Source organism: Streptomyces sp. WY228, assembly GCF_019287315.1.
Taxonomy (GTDB): Bacteria; Actinomycetota; Actinomycetes; order Streptomycetales; family Streptomycetaceae; genus Streptomyces; species Streptomyces caviscabies.
This window is the reverse complement of sequence record NZ_CP079114.1, coordinates 258,744-277,233: the sequence shown is the minus strand read 5'-3', so window position 1 is coordinate 277,233 and position 18,490 is coordinate 258,744. Positions and strand designations below refer to the sequence as shown.

Genomic DNA, 18,490 nt, shown 5'->3' with positions numbered 1-18,490 from the left:
TCGGGACAGAGGTGCATATTATGTGCGAAGTTTCCTGATTTGTTATGTCATCCCTGGAATGCCGTATCCACCCCGGCGCCGCTGTGGCCGCCGGGATACGGAGAGGACGCGACCGTGGCCGTCGGACCTGTGGAATACCTCGTCATCGCCTTCCCCGGCAGTCGCTTCACCGGGGCGGTCGCCCCCGCCCTCGCCGACGCCGTGTCGTCCGGCGCCGTACGCGCCGGTGACCTGGCCTTCGTCCGCCGGGCCGGGGGCGGCGCGCTGACCCCGGTGGGTCTGCGGGAGCTGGACCCCGGGGGAGTGGTTCCCGCCGATGCGGAGGAGGGCGGGGCGGCGGTGGTGCTGGGCGCGGAGGACGTCGAACGGCTCGACGGCGCGGTGCCCACGGGCGATGTCGTCGCGATCGTGGTCCGGGAGGACCTGTGGACCACCCGGCTCGCCCGCACGGCCCGCGAGGCGGGCGGCGCCTTCGTCGCGCACGAGCGCCTCACCGCGGGTGGCGCCGGCGAGGCCGGTGAGGAGAGCGCCGCGGGGGACGACATCATCACCCGACTGGAGCGGCTCGCCGAACTGTGGAAGCGGGACGTCCTCACCGACGACGAGTTCGTGGAGCAGAAGACGAAACTCCTGTCGGACTGACGTCCTTTCCTCGCTGCATGCGTCGTTGATCCTGATATACGGAATTCTTGGAATTCATCGGGGAAAGAGGCAGTTCATCGTGCAGACCGCCCGGACCGTTCCGGCCGCCACCGTTGTCAATCTGCGCGACCTGGGCGGCATCGCCCTGGGCCGTGACCGCCGGGTGCGGCAGGGCGTGCTGTTCCGCTCGGGGCAGCTGAGCGAGCTCGACCCGGCGAGCGACCGGGCGGTGTCGGCGCTCGGCATCCGCACCGTCGTGGACCTGCGCACCGCCGACGAGCGCCGGTGGGCCCCGGACCGGCTGCCGGACCGGGCCAGACTCTTCGTCGCCGATGTGCTGGGCGACCACCCGGGCGTGGCGCCCGCCCGGCTGCGGTCCCTGCTGGCCGACCCCGTCGAGGCGGAGCGGACGCTGGGCGGGGGCCGGGCCGAGGAACTGTTCGCCGAGACCTACCGGAAGATGGTCCTCTCGCCCGGCGCGGCGGCCGCCTACCGGGCCTTCCTGGAGACGGTGGCCGACTCCGGCGCCCGTCCGGTGCTCTTCCACTGCACGGCGGGCAAGGACCGTACGGGCTGGGCGGCGGCGGTCCTGCTGATGATCCTCGGAGCGGCCCGGGCCACGGTGCGGTCGGACTTCGTCGCGGTCAATCCCGCCGTACGGGCCGCCTTCGCCCCGTACGTGGCGAAGTTCCTGGACGGCGGCGGCGACCCGGCCGTGGCCGCGGCGATCATCGAGGTCCGCCCCCGCTATCTGGACGTGGCGCTCGACGCCATGGACGAGCGCTGGGGCGGCCTCGACGGCTATGTGCGCGACGGACTGCGGATGCCCGACGCGGTACTGGCGCGGCTGCGCGACGGCCTGGTGATCCACGGCTGAGCCGTAGCGACGCGAGCGCGGGAAGGGGCCGGTCCGGTGGGACCGGCCCCTTCCGTACGCGCTTCGGGCTAGAGGCGTACGAGGCGTTCCGTCAGGTCGCGGTAGTGCTGGAGGGCGATCCGCAGATCCTCGGTCTCCGCCCCCGCGGGCGCGTCGCGCTCGCCCTTGCCCGCCCGCAGTCGCCGCCCGCGTTCCGCCAGGGCGGCCCCGAGGCCCGCCACCACCTCCTCGAAGGTGGCGTCGGCATCCCGCACCGCCCGGTGCGGATCCGCCACGAACCCGGCCACCGCCTGCTGGATCCGGGTGGTGAACGCCTCCTGCTCCTCGGGGGCGAACAGCGGCCGCCCGGGGTGCGGGCCGCCCTCGGCGGGGCCCGGGTTCCGCACGGGCGTTCCTGTGTCCAGAGGCCCGGCGCCCACGGGGCGGTCCGTGCTGTCGGGCGTCTGCGTCGTTTCGTCCGTCGTCCGCGTCATGATGTGCCGCGTCCCTTCACCAGATGGCGGTTGCCGTGCTCACGCCCCGACGGGCCGTCCGTGAGCAGGGAGTCGAAGAGCCCGCGGGCATCGACCAGCGCCTCGCGCATCTCCTCGGTGCTCGCGTCCCCGCGTCGCGCGGAGTGCACCCGCCGATAGCCGTGGACGTGCGCGGCATGGTGGACGGAGAGCGCGTCCGTACGGTCCTCGAAGTCCTCGCCGGCCGGGAAGCCGCGCTCGCGCGACAGATCGGCCAGCAGCTCGTCGGCTTCGGCGAGCGACCGCTCGGGCGATTCGACGAAGAGTTCCTGGGCGCTCGCCCAGCGGGCGGCGTAGCGTGCGCGGGCCTCGTCGGTCAGCGGGTGCTTCTCCAGCCGCCCGTGCCGCTTCACCCGGTCGCCGAGCTCCCGCTCGGCCGCCGCGGTGTCGCCGTCGTGCCGGGCGACCACCCGCTCGTACTCCGGTCCGAAGCGGCTGCGCAGCCCCCGGCCGCCGACCGGGCGTCCACGGAGCAGGAGGAACGCGGCGATGGCCGCCACGACGACCACGGCGATGATGATGATCGCTGTCGTCACGGCTACCGCCCCCAACGTTCATCGGCCGGTACGTAGCTCTGCTGTCGCACAGTGGTCAACCCCTTTCGGTCCGGGCCCGGCGGCAATCGCCGGGCGGTGTGCAGGAGTTCGTGTACCCCCGGTTGTCCGTTCGAGGCCGCCGCCCTCCGGCGAAGGTCTCCGCGCGGCGCCCTGGGTAGGGTGAAGGAGTCGGATCGGCTGCGGGTCGGAGGGACACGTGATGACGGAGCGCAAACCACCGGGAGTCAGCTTCGAGTCCTGGGTCGACCGGCAGATCCACGAGGCGGAACAGCGCGGCGACTTCACCGCGCTCCCGGGCTTCGGCAAGCCGATCGCCGGTCTTGAACGCCCGTACGACGAGACCTGGTGGATCAAGCAGAAGATGCAGCGGGAAGGCGTGTCGATGCTGCCGCCCGCCCTGGCCCTGCGCAAAGAGGCGGAAGACGTTCCCGCCGCGGTCTCCGCCGCCCGCACCGAGGCCGAGGTGCGGCGGATCCTGACCGAGGTGAACGAGAAGATCGAACAGGCGATCCGGCGGCCGCCCGAGGGCCCGCCGCTGGGACTGAAGCCCTTCGACGTGGACGGGACCGTACGCCGCTGGCGCGAGGAACGCCGCCCGGCCTAGGGCTTGTCGTCACCGTGCCGCATACTCGCCGTATGGGATCGGGCGGAACAGGGCGGCGGCGCGGGCCCGCCGCACGGCGCGCCGATGTGGTGGTCCGCCGCGCCGAGGCGGGCGACGCGGGCCGCCTGACCCGGCTGGTCCGCACCTCACGCGCCTACGAGGGCCCGTACGCACCGATGGTCGAGGGCTACCGGGTCGGGCCGGACTACATCGCCGTGCACCGGGTCTTCGTCGCCGCGGACGGCGACACGGGACAGATCCTCGGCTTCTACGCGCTGCTCCTGGACCCGCCGGAACTGGACCTGATGTTCGTCGCCGACTCCGCCCAGGGCCTCGGCATCGGCCGGCTGCTCGTCGGCCATCTGTGCGAGGAGGCCCGGAGCGCCGGGCTGACGGGCGTCCGGATCGTCTCCCACCCGCCCGCCGAGGGCTTCTACCGCAGCATCGGCGCCGAACCCGTCGGCACGGTCCGCGCCGCCCCGCCCGCGGTGATGTGGGACCGCCCCGAGTTCCTGCTGCGGATCGGCTGAGGCGCGCCGCCCCGGGACGACCGGAGCCCGGCCGCACGGGTGCGCGGCCGGGCTCCGGGACCGGACGGGGTGGTGCGGGCGGTGATCAGCCGCCGTACGGGCGGGTGATCAGCTCCATCCCATGACCGTTCGGATCGGGGAAGTACACGCCCCGCCCGCCGTCGTTGTGGTTGATCTCGCCGGGAATCTTCTGATGGGGATCGGCGTAATAGTCGATTCCCTGCTCCCGGATCTTCGCGAACGCGGTGTCGAACTCCGCCTCCGAGATGAGGAAGGCGTAGTGCTGCGGGGTGATCGAAGCGGCGGGAATCGTCGCGAAATCCAGCGTGACGCTGTTCGCGAGAACGACCGGAATGAACGGCCCCCACTCTTCTCCGACCGGCAGGCCCAGCAGATCCGCCAGGAATTCCGCGGACTCGCGGTTGTTCCGGCAATGGACGATGGTGTGGTTCAACTCGACTGACACGGTGGAATGCCTCCAACGGGCATCTCACGGGCTACCTCCACGCCTCACCCGGCCGGTGACCGACGCGCGATGCCCTGCGGTGATCATAGGCGGGCCGCGTCCCGCCGGTCCACGGGGTTACGCCCGTGACCGCGGGGAACCCGTGGGATCCGGCCATGGGCGCGCCGCCACGCAGGAAGGGAGGTCACGTGACATTCAGCAGAGGCCGTCAGGAGACCCAGGAGGAGCGGGCGGACCGGCAGTGGGCCGAACTCCTCCAAGAACTGCGCGTCGCACAGACCGGCGTCCAGATCCTCTTCGGCTTTCTGCTCGCGGTGGTCTTCCAGTCGCGTTTCGAGGACCTGGGGGACACCGACCGGACCATCTACGTGATCACGGTCATGCTGGGCTCCGCGACCGCCGCGTCGCTGATCGGCCCCGTCTCGTACCACCGGCTCCTCACCGGCCGTCGGATGAAGCCCGAGACGGTCATCTGGGCCTCCAGGATGACGGTCCTCGGCCTGGTGCTGCTCTTCTGCACCATGTGCTCGGCGCTGCTGCTGATCCTCCGCGTCGCCCTGCACAACCAGCTGGCGCTGTGGCTGGTCGGTGCGATGGCCCTGTGGTTCCTGGCCTGCTGGTTCGTCTTCCCGGTGTGGGCCCTGGCCCGGGGAAGCTCGGCCCGGGACGAGAGCGAGGACGAGGACGAGTCGGAAGACGGTCCCGGGGCCGGGGCTTCCTAGGGCGTGTCAGGCCGGGCTGCGCAGATCGGTCACCGCGAACAGCGCGCCGTTCGGGTCCCGCAGCGTGACCTCGGTACCCCCGAAGCCGGTGCGCTCCTCGACGAGGGACCCGCCGTGCCGTTCGGCGGCGGAGACCGTCGCCGCGAGGTCCGTCACCGGGAACTGGACCTGCCAGTGCGGGCGCACCACCGGTTCGGCCGCACTCTCCTCGGCCCCGGAGCTGATCCGGGCCAGCGGATGCCCCCCGCACCGCACGATGACCTCGTCGCCCTCGTAGGCCACATCGCAGCCGCCCGGACGTCCGCTCGCCCAGTCGAGTACCTCGCCGTAGAAGATCGCCGCGTCGAAGGCGTTACGGGTCCGCAGCCGCAGCCAGGCATGCGCGTGGTCGGCCGGGGCCGGCGGCGAGGCGGAGGGTTCGGTGCGCTCCCAGAGGCCGAACGCCGCCCCGTCCCGGTCCGACGCCAGCACCCCGCGCCCCTTGCCGAGCGTCAGCGGCCCCACCGCCACCGTCCCGCTGCGCTCACGGATCCGGCCGGCGGCCACGTTCGCGTCCTCCACCGCGAAGTACGGCGTCCAGGCCACCGCGACCTGGAACGCCGTGGAGACGGCGAAGGCACCGGCCACCGGCACCTCGGCGCGGTAGGCCACGGCATAGTCCGACCCGAGCCGCCCGGGCCGGAACGACCAGCCCAGGACCTGTGCGTAGAACCGCTCGGCGGTCTCCAGGTCCCTGGTCATGAGGGTGACCCAGCACGGTGCGGCCGAGCCCGTCAGCGGGGCCGCCGATGAGGCCGTACGGGGATCGCTTCCGGTCATGGTCCACTGCCTTCTTCGGGGAGCGGCGTCCTGCCCGGCCGCTGTGGTCCGGCAACCAGCCTCGAACGGCCCGCCCGGTCCCGCAACGCGGGCCGTGGCGCCTTCCGGGTCACAGACCGGCGCGCGGCGGCGCGTTCGTGATGTCCAGGAAGACCTGGTCGGCCTGCGGCCACCGGTCGGCCATCGCCTCCCTGATCCGCATCGAGACCTCCTCCACCCGTTCGCTGTCGATACCGGGGGCGAGGTCGATCCGGGCGGCCACCAGGACCGAGTCCATGCCCAGCCGCATCGTGAGCAGCTCGGCGACGTTGTCGATCTCGCCCTGGCGCATCAGGAAGGCCACCAGATCGCGTCGCAGCCGGGGATCGACGGCCTCGCCGATCAGCTGGTCGCGGGCGTCCCGGCCGAGCCGGAAGGCCACGTAGACCAGCAGCAGCCCGATGCCCAGCGAGGCCGCCGCCTCCCAGACCACGCTCCCGGTGGCCAGATGCAGCCCCATGCCCGCCATCGCCAGGGTGACGCCCAGAACCGCCGTGCTGTCCTCCGCGATGACGGTGCGCAGCGCCGGATCCAGTGCCCCGCGCTTCTCGCCGCGCGCCTGGTGCAGGGCCCGGGTCAGCGAGGTGGCCTCGGCGACGAAGGCCACGCCGAGCACGATCAGTCCCGCCGTGTACCCCTCGGGCGGATCGTGGTCGCCGCGGCGGAGGGCGGAGAGACCTTGGTAGAACGAGAAACAGCCGCCCATCACGAAGATCCCGACAGCGGCGAGCAGCGCCCAGAAGAAGCGCTCCTTGCCGTATCCGAACGGATGACGGGCATCGGCGGGACGGCGGCTGCGCCGGAGCGCGGCGAGGAGGAAGACCTCGTTGAGGCTGTCGGCGACCGAGTGCGCGGCCTCGGACAACAGGGCGGGGGAGCCGGAGGCCAGCCCGCCCACGGTCTTGGCCGCCGCGATCACGAGGTTGGCGGCGAGCGCCACCAGGACGGTGAGCCGGGTACGTCGGTCGGCCGCCGAGCCGGCCATCACAACCTCCTGAGCAGAGGGGGCCGCCGGGACGCCCCCGCGGGACGGGCCGGTCAGCCGTTCGGCCGCTCCTCGTCGGGCGGCAGCGGGCCGTTGCCGTGGTCCTTGAGCTCGTACGGCGACAGGGCGTGGCCGTCCGCGGGGAACTGATCGGAGGAATGCGGGTCGCGCTGTTCGACGTGGGTGCGCCGCTCGGGCTTCTCCGGCTGCTCATGGGGCTGGGGTGGCGGCGGTTCGGCGTCGTGCTTGCGCTTGCTGAGGATGAAGCCGCCGATCAGCAGGGCGACGACGGCCAGCGCCACGATGGGCATGACGATCCCGAGGGCGCCCGTGGTCGCAGCGAGCGGGACCTCGGCGGACACCTCGGCCGCGGTGACTGCATTCAGAACATCCATGCAATGCGCATACCCCGAGAGGAGGGCATCAGTCAGCTATTCACATCAATTCATGTTTTATGGGTATCTCGCGGGAAACGCGTTTCAAGACCGGGGGCCAGGACAGCCCTCCTGCCCGCCCTCCAGGTGTTCCAGGCCTCTTTCGGGCGCTTCCCGTGTCGCCGTCGGCCGGATGCGGGGTCAGCCTGGAGTGGTCCCGAAGGCCGGCACCCCAGCGGAAGGAACCACGGTGAACAGCACCCCCGAGCAGAGCGGCGAGGATCACCCGGCGGGCCGGGAGGTGGTGGTCTCGCTCGGCCGCTGCGCCACCCAGGACGCGCGGACCGTGTTCGACGTGCTCGCCACCGCCTTCGCCTCCGACCACCCGATGGGCGAGACGCCCGCACCGGTCTCCGGCCCCCGCCCCACCGCCTGGGTCACCACCGTCGACGTGTCCGAACCGCGGGCGGACGTCACCCCCGCCCGCCTCACCGCACCGGTCACGGTGGACGCCCAGGGCGGCTACTGGGCCGTCGACCGGCTCCGGACCCACCTCACCGGAGCCTTCGCGGTGAGCGTCGTCGGCACGGCCGCCGGGGACCAGGAGCAGGAGGTCAGGCTGCGGCTGGAGAGCCGCTGACCGGGCCCGAACCAGACCCGGCCGGGGCGACCCGGCCGTACGGCGAAGCGAAAGGCGCGCGCATGGATTCCCTCGCTCTCGGAGCGGACCTCGAACCGGAACCGGTGGTCGACGAACACTCCGCCGTGACGCTGTACGTCAACGGCGAGGAGACGACGCTGACCGTCGACCACCGTGCCACCGTCCTGGAGACGCTGCGGGAGGACTTCGGACTCACCGGCGCCAAGAAGGGCTGCGACCACGGCCAGTGCGGAGCCTGCACGGTCCTCGTCGACGGACGCAGGGTGAACAGCTGTCTGCTGCTCACCGTCGCCCGGAACGGCGCCACGATCACCACCGTTGAAGGGCTCGCCGACGGCGAGAGCCTGCACCCGGTGCAGCAGGCGTTCGTCGAGCGGGACGCCCTCCAGTGCGGCTTCTGCACCCCGGGCCAGATCTGCTCGGCCGTGGGCATGCTCCGCGAGGCCGCCGACGGCCACCCCTCGCACGCCACCGCACCGGATTCCCCCGCCGCCGCCGGGCCGGACGGGACCGCCACCGGAGCGGTCGTGCTCGACGCCGACGAGATCCGGGAACGGATGAGCGGCAACCTGTGCCGGTGCGGGGCCTACCCCCGGATCGTCGAAGCCATCGAGGACGTGATCGAGTGAAACCGTTCGGCTATGCGCGCCCCGCCTCCACCGACGAGGCCGTCCGGCTCTGCGCGGCCGGCCCCGGCGCCCGCTTCCTGGGCGGCGGAACCAATCTGGTGGACCTGATGAAACTCGGCGTCGAGACGCCCCGGATCCTCATCGACGTCGCCGGGCTGCCGCTCGACCGGGTGACCCGGACGGCCGAAGGCGGCCTGAGCATCGGCGCCACCGTGCGCAACAGCGACCTCGCCGCCCACCCCGACGTCATCGAGAGCTACCCCGTGCTGTCCCAGGCGCTGCTGGCCGGGGCCTCCGGCCAGCTCCGCAACACCGCCACCACCGGCGGCAACCTGCTCCAGCGCACCCGGTGCCGCTATTTCCAGGACGTCTCCAAGCCCTGCAACAAACGGCTCCCCGGCTCCGGCTGCCCCGCGCGCGAAGGCGCCCACCGCGACCTCGCGATCCTCGGGCACTCGCCGGAGTGCGTGGCCACCAACCCGTCCGACATGGCCGTGGCCCTCGCCGCGCTCGACGCGACCGTGCTGCTGCTCGGCCCCGAGGGCGAACGGGCCGTCCCCCTCACGGAATTCCACCGTCTGCCGGGGGAGAACCCCGACCAGGACACCGTGATCAGGCCCGGCGAGCTGATCACCGAGGTGCTGCTGCCGCCGCCGGCGCCCGGCACGGCCTCCCGCTACCGCAAGGCCCGCGACCGCGCCTCGTTCGCCTTCGCGCTGGTCTCCGTCGCCGCCACCGTCCGGATGGACGCCGGCCGCGTCGAGCACGCCACGCTGGCGTTCGGCGGGGTCGCCCACCGGCCCTGGCGGGCCCGCCGGGCCGAGGCCGAGCTGCGCGGCGCGCCGGCCACGCCCGCCGTCTTCCAGCACGCCCTGATCGCCGAACTGGCCGAGGCCCGGCCGCTGCGCGACAACGCGTTCAAGGTGGACCTCGCCCGCCGCCTCGCCCAGGACGTGCTTGGCGAACTCACCGCCCGGCAGCCCGCACGGACCGGCTGAACCGCCGGGACCGGCCGAAACCGCCCGGGGCGGCCACCCGTGACCGCCCGCACCCCCGACCCCCGAGGACCCATCGCCATGACCACCCGAGCCCCGCAGTTCCCCGGTGCGCCCGTCGTCCGCAGAGAGGCCCGGGACAAGGTCACCGGCAGCGCCCGCTACGCGGCCGACCGCACACCCTCCGGCTGTCTGTACGCCTGGACCGTCCCGGCCACCGTCGCGGCCGGTCGCGTCACCGCCGTACGGGCCGTCGACGCCCTCGCCGTACCGGGCGTCCACGCCGTCCTCACCCATGACAACGCGCCCCGCCTCCAGGAGCCCGACGACCCGATCCTCGCCGTGCTCCAGGACGACCGGGTCCCGCACCACGGCTGGCCGATCGCCCTCGTGATCGCCGACAGCCTCGAAGCGGCCCGGACCGGCGCCGGGGAACTCCACGTCGAGTACGAACGCGACCCGTTCGACGTCACCCTCACCGAGGACCACCCGGGCCTCTACACGCCCGAGGAGGCCAACGGCGGCTTCCCCGCCGTCCGGGTCCGCGGCGACGTGGAACGGGCCCTGGCCGGGGCACGCGTCCAGGTCGACGCCACGTACCGGATGGGCGCCCTGCACAACCACCCCATGGAGCCGCACGCCGCCACCGCCGTCTGGGAGGACGGACACCTCACCGTCCACGACTCCAGCCAGGGCTCCGACAAGGTGCGCGGCAGCCTCGCCCGGGCGTTCGGCCTGGCCTCCGACCGGATCACCGTGGTCTCCGAGCACGTCGGCGGCGGGTTCGGCTCGAAGGGCACCACCCGCCCCCAGGCGGTCCTGGCCGCGATGGCCGCCCGGCACACCGGGCGGCCGGTGAAGCTGGTGTTCCCCCGAGCCCAGCTGGCGGAGGTCATCGGCCACCGGGCCCCCACCATCCAGCGGGTCCGGCTCGGCGCGGGCCTGGACGGGGTGCTCACCGCGGTCAGCCACGAGGTCGTCACCCAGACCTCCACCGTGAAGGAGTTCGTCGAGCAGGCCGCCGTGCCCGCCCGCACCATGTACGCCTCGCCGTACAGCCGCACCGCGCACCGGGTGACCGCTCTCGACGTGCCCAGCCCCTCCTGGATGCGCGCCCCGGGGGAGGCCTCGGGGATGTACGCCCTGGAGTCCGCCATGGACGAGCTCGCCTCCGCGCTCGGCCTGGACCCCGTGGAGCTGCGGCTGCGCAACGAACCGGAGACCGAACCGGACAGCGGCCGCCCCTTCAGCAGCCGCGGTCTCGCCGCCTGCCTGCGCGACGGCGCCGCGCGGTTCGGCTGGCACGACCGCGACCCCCGGCCCGCCGCCCGCCAGGAGGGCCGCTGGCTCATCGGTACGGGCGTGGCCTCGGCGACGTACCCCGTGCTCGTCTCCCGGTCCACCGCGAGCGCCCACGCCGCACCGGACGGCGCGCTGAGCATCGCCGTCAACGCCACCGACATCGGCACCGGGGCCCGCACCGTCCTGGCCCAGATCGCCGCCGACGCGCTCGGCGTCGAGCCCGAGGCCGTGCACATCGACATCGGCTCCACCGATCTGCCCACCGCCCCGCTGGCCGGCGGCTCCTCCGGCACCGCGTCCTGGGGCTGGGCCGTGCACAAGGCCGCCGCCGACCTGGCCGCCCGCCTCGCGGAGCACACCGGTCCGCTGCCGACCGACGGGATCACCACCACCGCCGACACCGAGCAGGAGACCGGCGAGGAGTCCCCGTACGCCCGGCACGCCTTCGGCGCCCACTTCGCCGAGACCGCCGTGGACGCCGTCACCGGCGAGGTGCGCGTACGCCGGCTGCTCGGCGTGTACGCCGCCGGACGGATCCTCAACGCCCGCACCGCGCGCTCCCAGTTCACCGGCGGCATGGTGATGGGCATCGGCATGGCGCTCACCGAGGACTGCGGCCTGGACCCGGACTTCGGCGACTTCACGGCCAAGGACCTCGCCGCCTACCACGTGCCCGTCTGCGCCGACACGGCCGACATCCAGGCGCACTGGATCGAGGAGGACGACCGCCACCTCAACCCGATGGGCAGCAAGGGCATCGGAGAGATCGGGATCGTCGGCACCGCGGCCGCCATCGGGAACGCCGTCCGCCACGCCACCGGCGCCCGGCTGCGCGAACTGCCCCTCACCCCGGACACCTTGCTGCCCTACCTGCTGTGATCGTCCTGAGTCAGGACACCGGCTCCGACCAGCACGGACGGCCCAGCTGTTGCGCGTCCGGCGTACCGGCCCCACCCTGAGGAGTGACCCAGAAGTGATCAGTGCTCACGCTTCGTGTTCGGGGGTCGTTCGTACGACGGGGTGAAAAGTACGACGGGGTGAAGCACGTGGGCCTCGTGGTGAGGAGCCTCGACGATGACCGTTCCACTCGACCGGCACTACTCGGTCGAACTGCAGGTGTCGGCAGAGCGCGTTTCCCAGCTGCGGCGGATCGTCGCCGCGCACCTGCGTCACTGGAGTCTCGATCTGCACGTCCGGCCGGTCTGCCGGGCCCTGGACGAACTCCTGACCAACGTCCACCGGCATGTCGGCGACGGCAACACCTGCGTCCTCGAACTCCGCTGGACCGGACGGCACGTGACCGTGTCCGTCGCCGACAACAGTGCCCGGATGCCCCGGCTGCTGCCGGCCGGCGGCGGGCTGAGCCGGGTGATGGCCCTGAGCGACAGCTGGGGCACCTGCCGGACCACGGACGGCAAGGTGGTCTGGTTCACCCGCTACGCCGAGGCGCCGAAGGCCGCGGGCCTGCTCCCGTACGCCCCGCTGCCCGGCGTCCGTACCGCCCGCGACCTGCCCCTGGCAGCGCTCGTATAACCGCCCCCGGCAGGGCGGACCGCACACCGGCCGACGCGGAACGTGCCCTCTCGGCACGCATGATCCGCGTCGGCCGGGTACGTGCGGAGGAGGGGAGGGCCGCGTTGCGCGGACCGGTGCGGCGCGGGACGGTCGAAGTACCGATGCTAGGAGGCCACTGCCATGCCCATCGCGACGGTCAACCCCGCGAACGGCGAACTGATCAGGTCCTTCGACGCCCTGGGCGAGGAGGAGACGCACCGCAGGATCGCCGCCGCCGCGGAGACCTTCCACCAGTACCGCACCACCCCCTTCGAACAGCGCGCCGGCTGGCTGAACCGGGCCGCCGACCTCCTCGACGAGGACCGCGACACCATCGCCCGCACGATGACCGTCGAGATGGGCAAGCCCGTCACGGCGGCCCGCGCCGAGGCAGCCAAGTGCGCGAAGGCGATGCGCTGGTACGCCGCCCACGCCGAAGGGCTGCTCGCCGACGAACACCCGGACCCCGCCGACGTGAAGGACTCCGGCGCCGCCCGCGCGCTGGTCCGCTACCGTCCGCTCGGCGTGGTCCTCGCCGTGATGCCGTGGAACTTCCCGCTCTGGCAGGTGGTGCGCTTCGCCGCCCCCGCGCTGATGGCGGGCAACGTCGGACTCCTCAAGCACGCCTCGAACGTCCCGCAGACCGCCCTCTACCTGGAGGACCTCTTCCACCGGGCCGGATTCCCGGCGGGCTGCTTCCGTACGCTGCTGATCGGCTCCGGTGCGGTCGAGGCGGTCCTGCGCGACCCGCGCGTCGTCGCGGCCACCCTCACCGGCAGCGAACCGGCCGGGCGCGCCGTCGCCGCCACCGCCGGAGACGAGGTCAAGAAGACCGTGCTGGAACTCGGCGGCAGCGACCCCTATCTCGTGCTGCCCTCGGCGGACGTGGAGAAGGCCGCCGCCACCGCCGTCACCGCCCGGGTCCAGAACAACGGCCAGTCCTGCATCGCCGCCAAGCGCTTCATCGTGCACGCCGACGTCCACGACGCGTTCGCCGAGCACTTCACCGCGGGCATGCGCGCCCTGACCGTCGGCGACCCGCTGGAGGAGGCCACCGACATCGGCCCGCTCTCCACCGAACAGGGCCGCACCGACCTGGAGGAACTCGTCGACGACGCCGTCGAGCGGGGCGCCGAGGCGCTGTGCGGCGGACGCCGGCCCGACAAGCTCGGCGGCGGCCTGGAGAACGGCTGGTTCTACGAGCCCACGGTGCTCGCCGGCATCACCACCGCCATGCGCGTCCACCGCGAGGAGACCTTCGGACCGGTCGCCACCCTCTACCGGGTCGCCGACCTCGACGAGGCGATCCACCTGGCCAACGACACGCCCTTCGGCCTCAGCTCCAACGTCTGGACCCGCGACCCCGGCGAGCAGGAGCGCTGCGCCCGTGACCTGGAGGCGGGCGGGGTCTTCTTCAACGGGATGACCGCCTCGCACCCCGCCCTGCCCTTCGGCGGGATCAAGCGCTCCGGTTACGGGCGTGAGCTCGCCGGACACGGCATCCGCGAGTTCTGCAACGCCACCACGCTGTGGTACGGCCCCGAGGCGTCCTGAGGACACCCCGCCCGTGCGCCGTCACCCGACGAGGAGACCTGCCCCGTGAGCGACACACCTGCCCCTTCCTCCCTCTCCGACGATGAACTCGCCGCGCTCGACGCGCACTGGCGCGCGGCCAACTACCTCGCCGTCGGCCAGATCTACCTGATGGCCAACCCCCTGCTGACCCGGCCGCTCGTCCCCGAGGACATCAAGCCCCGGCTGCTCGGCCACTGGGGCACCTCACCGGGGCTCAACCTCGTCCACACCCACCTCAACCGCGTGATCAAGTCCCGCGAGCTGAGCGCCCTGTGCGTCTGGGGCCCCGGTCACGGCGGACCGGCCGTCCTCGCCAACTCCTGGCTGGAGGGCAGCTACTCCGCCACCTACCCGGACGTCGGCCGGGACGCCGCGGGCATGGGCGCGCTGTTCAAACAGTTCTCGTTCCCCGGCGGTGTGCCCAGCCACGTCGCCCCCGAGACCCCCGGCTCCATCCACGAGGGCGGTGAACTCGGCTACGCCCTCGCCCACGCCTACGGAGCCGCCTTCGACCACCCGGACCTGCTGGTCGCCTGTGTGATCGGCGACGGCGAGGCCGAGACGGGACCGCTCGCCGCCTCCTGGCACGGAGACAAGTTCCTCGACCCGGTCCACGACGGGGCCGTCCTGCCCATCCTCCACCTCAACGGCTACAAGATCGCCAACCCGACGGTCCTCGCCCGGATCCCCGAGGAGGAGCTGGGCCACCTGCTGCGCGGCTACGGCCACGACCCGCTGTTCGTCACCGGCGACGACCCGGCCGCCGTCCACCGGGCGCTCGCCGCCGCCCTGGACACCGCCCTGGACCGCATCGGCGCGTACCAGCGGGCGGCCCGCGAGGGCGGCGCGACCGAACGCCCCCGCTGGCCCATGATCGTACTGCGCACCCCCAAGGGCTGGACCGGCCCCGAAGAGGTCGACGGACAGCCCGTCGAGAACACCTGGCGCTCCCACCAGGTCCCGCTCTCCGGCGTCCGGGACGACCCCGGGCATCTGCGGCAGCTGGAGGACTGGCTGCGCTCCTACCGCCCCGCCGAACTCTTCGACGCCGACGGCCGCCCCACCGAACAGGTCCTCGCCTGTGTGCCCGAGGGGGAGTCCCGGCTCGGCTCCACCCCGTACGCCAACGGCGGGCTGCTCCTGCGTGACCTCCCGCTGCCCGACCCGGCCGACCACGCCGTACGGGTCGACCGGCCCGGCACCACGCTCCACGAGCCCACCAAGGTGCTCGGCGGCCTCCTGGAGAGCGTCATGGCCGCCACCACCGACCGCAGGGACTTCCGGGTGGTCGGTCCCGACGAGACCGCCTCCAACCGGCTGGACGCGCTCTACCGGGCCACCGGCAAGGCCTGGCAGGCCGAGACCCTGCCCACCGACGAACACCTCGCCCACGACGGCCGGGTGATGGAAGTGCTCTCCGAACACCTCTGCCAGGGCTGGCTGGAGGGCTATCTGCTCACCGGACGGCACGGGCTCTTCTCCAGTTACGAGGCGTTCGCCCACATCGTCGACTCCATGGTCAACCAGCACATCAAGTGGCTGCGCACCTCGCGCCGGCTGCCCTGGCGGCGGCCGATCGCCTCGCTCAACTACCTGCTCACCTCGCACGTCTGGCGCCAGGACCACAACGGCTTCTCGCACCAGGACCCGGGCTTCGTCGACCACATCCTCAACAAGAGCCCCGAGGTCGTGCGCGTCTACCTCCCGCCGGACGCCAACACCCTGCTCTCGGTGGCCGACCACGCGCTGCGCAGCCGCGACTACGTCAACGTCATCGTCGCCGGGAAGCAGCCGACCTTCGACTGGCTCACCCCAGAGGAGGCCCGCGCCCACTGCGCGCGCGGGGCCGGAGCCTGGACCTGGGCCGGGACCGAGGACGGCGCACGCGAACCGGACGTGGTCCTCGCCTGCGCCGGGGACGTACCCACCCAGGAGACGCTGGCCGCCGCCGATCTGATCCGCCGCCATCTGCCGGAGCTGGCCGTCCGGGTCGTCAACGTCGTCGACATCGCCCGCATGATGCCCGACACGGAACACCCGCACGGTATGCCGGACTCCGAGTACGACGCCCTGTTCACCCGCGACAAGCCGGTGATCTTCGCCTACCACGGCTACCCGTGGCTGATCCACCGGCTCGCCTACCGCCGGACCGGCCACGCCCACCTCCATGTGCGCGGCTACAAGGAGGAGGGCACCACGACCACGCCGTTCGACATGGTCGTCCGCAACGACCTCGACCGCTACCGGCTGGTCATGGACGTCATCGACCGGGTGCCGGGGCTCGGCGTCCGCGCCGTCGCCGTACGCCAGGAGATGGCGGACACCCGTACCCGCCACCACGCCTGGATCCGCGAGCACGGCACGGATCTGCCGGAGGTCGTGGACTGGAAGTGGGGCGGCTGACAGGGGCTTTCACCGGCCGCCGTTCCACCGGAACGGCCGATGAGCGATCATGGACGGCGACCCGCCACCCACCGGAGAGGCCGCCATGAAGCCGCGCTGTGCTGTGATCGAGGACTTCCAGTCCGTGGCCACCACCGTCGTCGACTGGTCGGCCGTCACCGCCGATGTCGAGGTGGTGTCGTTCACCGAGCACCTCGCCACCGAGGACGAAGCTGCCGCCGCCCTGGCCGGGTTCGACATCGTGGTCACCCTGCGCGAGCGGGTGCCGTTCCCGGCGGAGCTGTTCGCCCGGCTGCCCCGGCTGCGCCTGCTGATCGCCTCCGGCATGCGCAACTCCGTCATCGACTTCGACGCCGCGAAGCGGCACGGCGTCGTCGTCTGCGGCACCGCCAGCTCCTCCACCCCGCCCGTCGAGCACACCTGGGCGCTGCTCCTGGGCCTGGCGCGCGGGGTCGTCCCCGAGGCGGAAGCGCTGCGCACGGGCGGGCCCTGGCAGTCCACCCTCGGGGCCGATCTGCACGGCAGGCGGCTCGGCCTGCTGGGGCTCGGGAAGATCGGCGCCCGGGTGGCGCAGGTCGGCCTGGCCTTCGGCATGGACGTGGTGGCCTGGAGCCAGAACCTCACGAAGGAACGTACCGACGAGGTCGGCGTGGCCCTGGCCGCCTCCAAGGAAGAACTGCTGGCCGACAGCGACTTCGTCTCCGTCCACCTGGCGCTCGGCGACCGGACCCGCGGCCTGATCGGCGCGGCCGAACTCGCCCGGATGCGCCCGACCGCGTATCTGATCAACACCTCCAGGGCGGCCATCGTCGACACGGACGCCCTGCTCGCCGCGTTGCGCGCGGGCTCCATCGCCGGGGCCGCGACCGATGTCTTCGACATCGAGCCGCTCCCGGCCGGCGATCCGGTGCGCACGGCCCCGCGCCTGCTGGCCACCCCGCACCTGGGCTATGTGTCGCGCGCCAACTACGAGACCTACTACGGCCAGGCCGTGGAGAACATCAGGGCGTTCCTCGACGGGCAGCCCGTCCGCCGCCTGGGCTGACGGCCGGGCCCCGGGTGGGCGGTCCCGGTCAGTAGCGCAGCGCCGCCGCGATCCGGCCGTACTCCGCCAGCGAACCGTCCTCGACGAACACCACGTCGGCGCCGCTGTCCAGCGCCGCTTCGACCAGCTCGTCGACGATGTCCTCGCGGATCGTGCCGTCGGCGGTCTGCGTGCTCCCCTCGGGCACCGGCTCCAGATGCTCGTCGGTCACTTGCACGGCCGCCTGGAAGTGCTCCTCCACCGCGACCAGACCGGCCCGGCCCTCCCGGACGGCGGCCCACACCTCGTCGAGACCTCCGGCGAAGGAGTGCGCGCCCCGGGCGTGGTCGAGCCGGGTCTCCACCTCGGCGGCCGCCAGGCGTACGCCCTCGTCGAGGGCGGGCCGCAGCTCCCGGAGCACCTCGGCGGGCGACAGATCGGCCGGCGCGCCCTTGGCGACCCGGCCGAGGGCGGACCCGGAGCCGGTGCCGACCTCGTCCAGCAGGGCGAGCGCGGGGGCCAGGCCCATCAGATACAGCGGACGCGGATCGTCGGCGAGCACCGCGCGCAGCTTCTCGTCGACGTCACGGAAGAAGTTCCGGGTCTCCTCGTCGGTGAAGGTGCTCGGGGTGTCGCCGATCCGCTCCTCGCGCTGCGGGTTCGGCGCCTCCTTCGGCGCGGTCAGCGGGAAGCCGCCCGTCTTCTCGGGCCGGATGCCGTCGCCCGTGCCGATCCACAGCGTGGCGTGGTCGGCGGCGACGGTCAGCGCCCGGAACGGCCGGGTCTGGGCCTTGGCCGCGACGAGGTTGCGGGTGAGGTAGGTGTCGCTGAGCACCACCCGTTCGGGTGCGGTACGCGGAAGCTGCCAGATCCCGTACTCGTCGGTGGTGGCCAGGATCACCAGGGAGTCCAGCGCCCCGCGCGGGTCCACCTCGGCCGCCGCCCGCTCCAGCTGGGCCCGGAGAGCCGCCGCGACCTCGCGGCTGACCTCGGGGTCGGCGTCGAGGCGGTGTCCGGCCTCGGCCACCAGGTTCCGCAGCCGGACCGGGTCCTGGGCGTTGTCCGGGGCCTTGCGGTGGGTCGGCATGGTCAGGGACAGGGCCGGATAGGGCCGGGTCGCCCGCAGCTCCCGCAACAGGTCGGCGGTCAGGGCGTCCGTATCCATCGTTCCCTCCCGGGGCTCGAACCCGCTCCGTCTGAGCGGATGCTTCGACGAGTCA

The 18,490-nt window shown here is 72.8% G+C and carries 20 protein-coding genes; 13 read left to right on the top strand and 7 right to left on the bottom strand.

What is annotated here, in order from left to right; all coding sequences use genetic code 11:
• Window positions 1-114 precede the first annotated feature (114 nt).
• Both KV381_RS01235 and KV381_RS01230 read left to right on the top strand, forming a co-directional pair.
• Complete coding sequence (locus KV381_RS01235) at window positions 115-642, top strand: SHOCT domain-containing protein (RefSeq protein ID WP_218784264.1); 528 nt, start codon at window positions 115-117, stop codon at window positions 640-642.
• A gap of 79 nt (window positions 643-721) precedes the next feature.
• Window positions 722-1,519 (top strand): tyrosine-protein phosphatase, encoded by a 798-nt coding sequence (locus KV381_RS01230; protein ID WP_030088486.1) that lies wholly within the window; start codon window positions 722-724, stop codon window positions 1,517-1,519.
• Window positions 1,520-1,587: 68 nt separating this feature from the next.
• On the opposite strand, the gene KV381_RS01225 is transcribed toward KV381_RS01230, so the two are convergent.
• Window positions 1,588-1,992, bottom strand: coding sequence for a hypothetical protein (locus tag KV381_RS01225; protein ID WP_218784263.1), 405 nt, complete (start codon window positions 1,990-1,992; stop codon window positions 1,588-1,590).
• Window positions 1,989-2,567 carry a hypothetical protein gene (locus KV381_RS01220; RefSeq protein WP_098026979.1) on the bottom strand — a complete coding sequence of 193 codons (579 nt, stop codon included), beginning with the start codon at window positions 2,565-2,567 and terminating at the stop codon, window positions 1,989-1,991. Before KV381_RS01220 ends, KV381_RS01225 begins: the two co-directional genes overlap by 4 nt.
• 220 nt (window positions 2,568-2,787) lie before the next feature.
• Between KV381_RS01220 and KV381_RS01215 the strand changes: the two genes are divergently transcribed.
• Together KV381_RS01215 and KV381_RS01210 are read left to right on the top strand one after the other, a co-directional pair.
• On the top strand, window positions 2,788-3,192 hold the full coding sequence (locus KV381_RS01215; RefSeq protein ID WP_030088481.1) for a DUF1992 domain-containing protein: 405 nt from the start codon (window positions 2,788-2,790) through the stop codon (window positions 3,190-3,192).
• Between the two features lie 32 nt (window positions 3,193-3,224).
• A complete protein-coding gene (locus KV381_RS01210) occupies window positions 3,225-3,722 on the top strand; it encodes a GNAT family N-acetyltransferase (RefSeq protein WP_193463984.1) in 498 nt (165 codons plus the stop codon).
• 85 nt (window positions 3,723-3,807) lie between these two features.
• Here the strand turns inward: KV381_RS01210 and KV381_RS01205 are convergent, their stop codons facing one another.
• Entirely contained in the window at window positions 3,808-4,188 is a 381-nt protein-coding gene (locus tag KV381_RS01205; protein WP_030086379.1) for a VOC family protein, read from the bottom strand.
• 188 nt (window positions 4,189-4,376) lie between these two features.
• Between KV381_RS01205 and KV381_RS01200 the strand changes: the two genes are divergently transcribed.
• Complete coding sequence (locus KV381_RS01200) at window positions 4,377-4,910, top strand: DUF6328 family protein (RefSeq protein ID WP_107407766.1); 534 nt, start codon at window positions 4,377-4,379, stop codon at window positions 4,908-4,910.
• A 6-nt stretch (window positions 4,911-4,916) separates the two neighbouring features.
• Here KV381_RS01200 and KV381_RS01195 read toward each other — a convergent pair whose 3' ends face one another.
• From KV381_RS01195 to KV381_RS01185, 3 genes are all read right to left on the bottom strand, one after another.
• On the bottom strand, window positions 4,917-5,729 hold the full coding sequence (locus KV381_RS01195; RefSeq protein WP_030086383.1) for a VOC family protein: 813 nt from the start codon (window positions 5,727-5,729) through the stop codon (window positions 4,917-4,919).
• A 109-nt stretch (window positions 5,730-5,838) separates the two neighbouring features.
• On the bottom strand, window positions 5,839-6,753 hold the full coding sequence (locus KV381_RS01190) for a cation diffusion facilitator family transporter (RefSeq protein ID WP_030086385.1): 915 nt from the start codon (window positions 6,751-6,753) through the stop codon (window positions 5,839-5,841).
• 53 nt (window positions 6,754-6,806) lie between these two features.
• The gene (locus tag KV381_RS01185) at window positions 6,807-7,148 is read right to left on the bottom strand and encodes a DUF6479 family protein (protein WP_030086387.1); all 342 of its coding nucleotides are present in this window, start codon (window positions 7,146-7,148) and stop codon (window positions 6,807-6,809) included.
• Between the two features lie 229 nt (window positions 7,149-7,377).
• On the opposite strand from KV381_RS01185, the gene KV381_RS01180 reads away from it, so the two are divergent.
• From KV381_RS01180 to KV381_RS01145, 8 genes are all read left to right on the top strand, one after another.
• Window positions 7,378-7,767, top strand: a complete 390-nt coding sequence (locus KV381_RS01180; protein WP_030629781.1) for a hypothetical protein — start codon at window positions 7,378-7,380, stop codon at window positions 7,765-7,767.
• Between the two features lie 62 nt (window positions 7,768-7,829).
• The gene (locus KV381_RS01175; protein ID WP_030086391.1) at window positions 7,830-8,417 is read left to right on the top strand and encodes a (2Fe-2S)-binding protein; all 588 of its coding nucleotides are present in this window, start codon (window positions 7,830-7,832) and stop codon (window positions 8,415-8,417) included.
• Window positions 8,414-9,415, top strand: a complete 1,002-nt coding sequence (locus KV381_RS01170; protein ID WP_030086393.1) for a xanthine dehydrogenase family protein subunit M — start codon at window positions 8,414-8,416, stop codon at window positions 9,413-9,415. Before KV381_RS01175 ends, KV381_RS01170 begins: the two co-directional genes overlap by 4 nt.
• Before the next feature lie 78 nt (window positions 9,416-9,493).
• Entirely contained in the window at window positions 9,494-11,593 is a 2,100-nt protein-coding gene (locus tag KV381_RS01165; protein WP_030086394.1) for a xanthine dehydrogenase family protein molybdopterin-binding subunit, read from the top strand.
• Window positions 11,594-11,788: 195 nt separating this feature from the next.
• Window positions 11,789-12,247, top strand: a complete 459-nt coding sequence (locus KV381_RS01160; RefSeq protein WP_030086395.1) for an ATP-binding protein — start codon at window positions 11,789-11,791, stop codon at window positions 12,245-12,247.
• A 162-nt stretch (window positions 12,248-12,409) separates the two neighbouring features.
• Window positions 12,410-13,822 carry an NADP-dependent succinic semialdehyde dehydrogenase gene (locus KV381_RS01155; protein WP_086777331.1) on the top strand — a complete coding sequence of 471 codons (1,413 nt, stop codon included), beginning with the start codon at window positions 12,410-12,412 and terminating at the stop codon, window positions 13,820-13,822.
• Window positions 13,823-13,867: 45 nt separating this feature from the next.
• Complete coding sequence (locus KV381_RS01150) at window positions 13,868-16,246, top strand: phosphoketolase (RefSeq protein WP_218784262.1); 2,379 nt, start codon at window positions 13,868-13,870, stop codon at window positions 16,244-16,246.
• An 85-nt stretch (window positions 16,247-16,331) separates the two neighbouring features.
• Complete coding sequence (locus KV381_RS01145) at window positions 16,332-17,291, top strand: D-2-hydroxyacid dehydrogenase family protein (protein ID WP_030629791.1); 960 nt, start codon at window positions 16,332-16,334, stop codon at window positions 17,289-17,291.
• 28 nt (window positions 17,292-17,319) lie between these two features.
• On the opposite strand, the gene KV381_RS01140 is transcribed toward KV381_RS01145, so the two are convergent.
• Window positions 17,320-18,435, bottom strand: coding sequence for a chemotaxis protein (locus KV381_RS01140; RefSeq protein WP_193463988.1), 1,116 nt, complete (start codon window positions 18,433-18,435; stop codon window positions 17,320-17,322).
• Window positions 18,436-18,490: the final 55 nt, after the last annotated feature.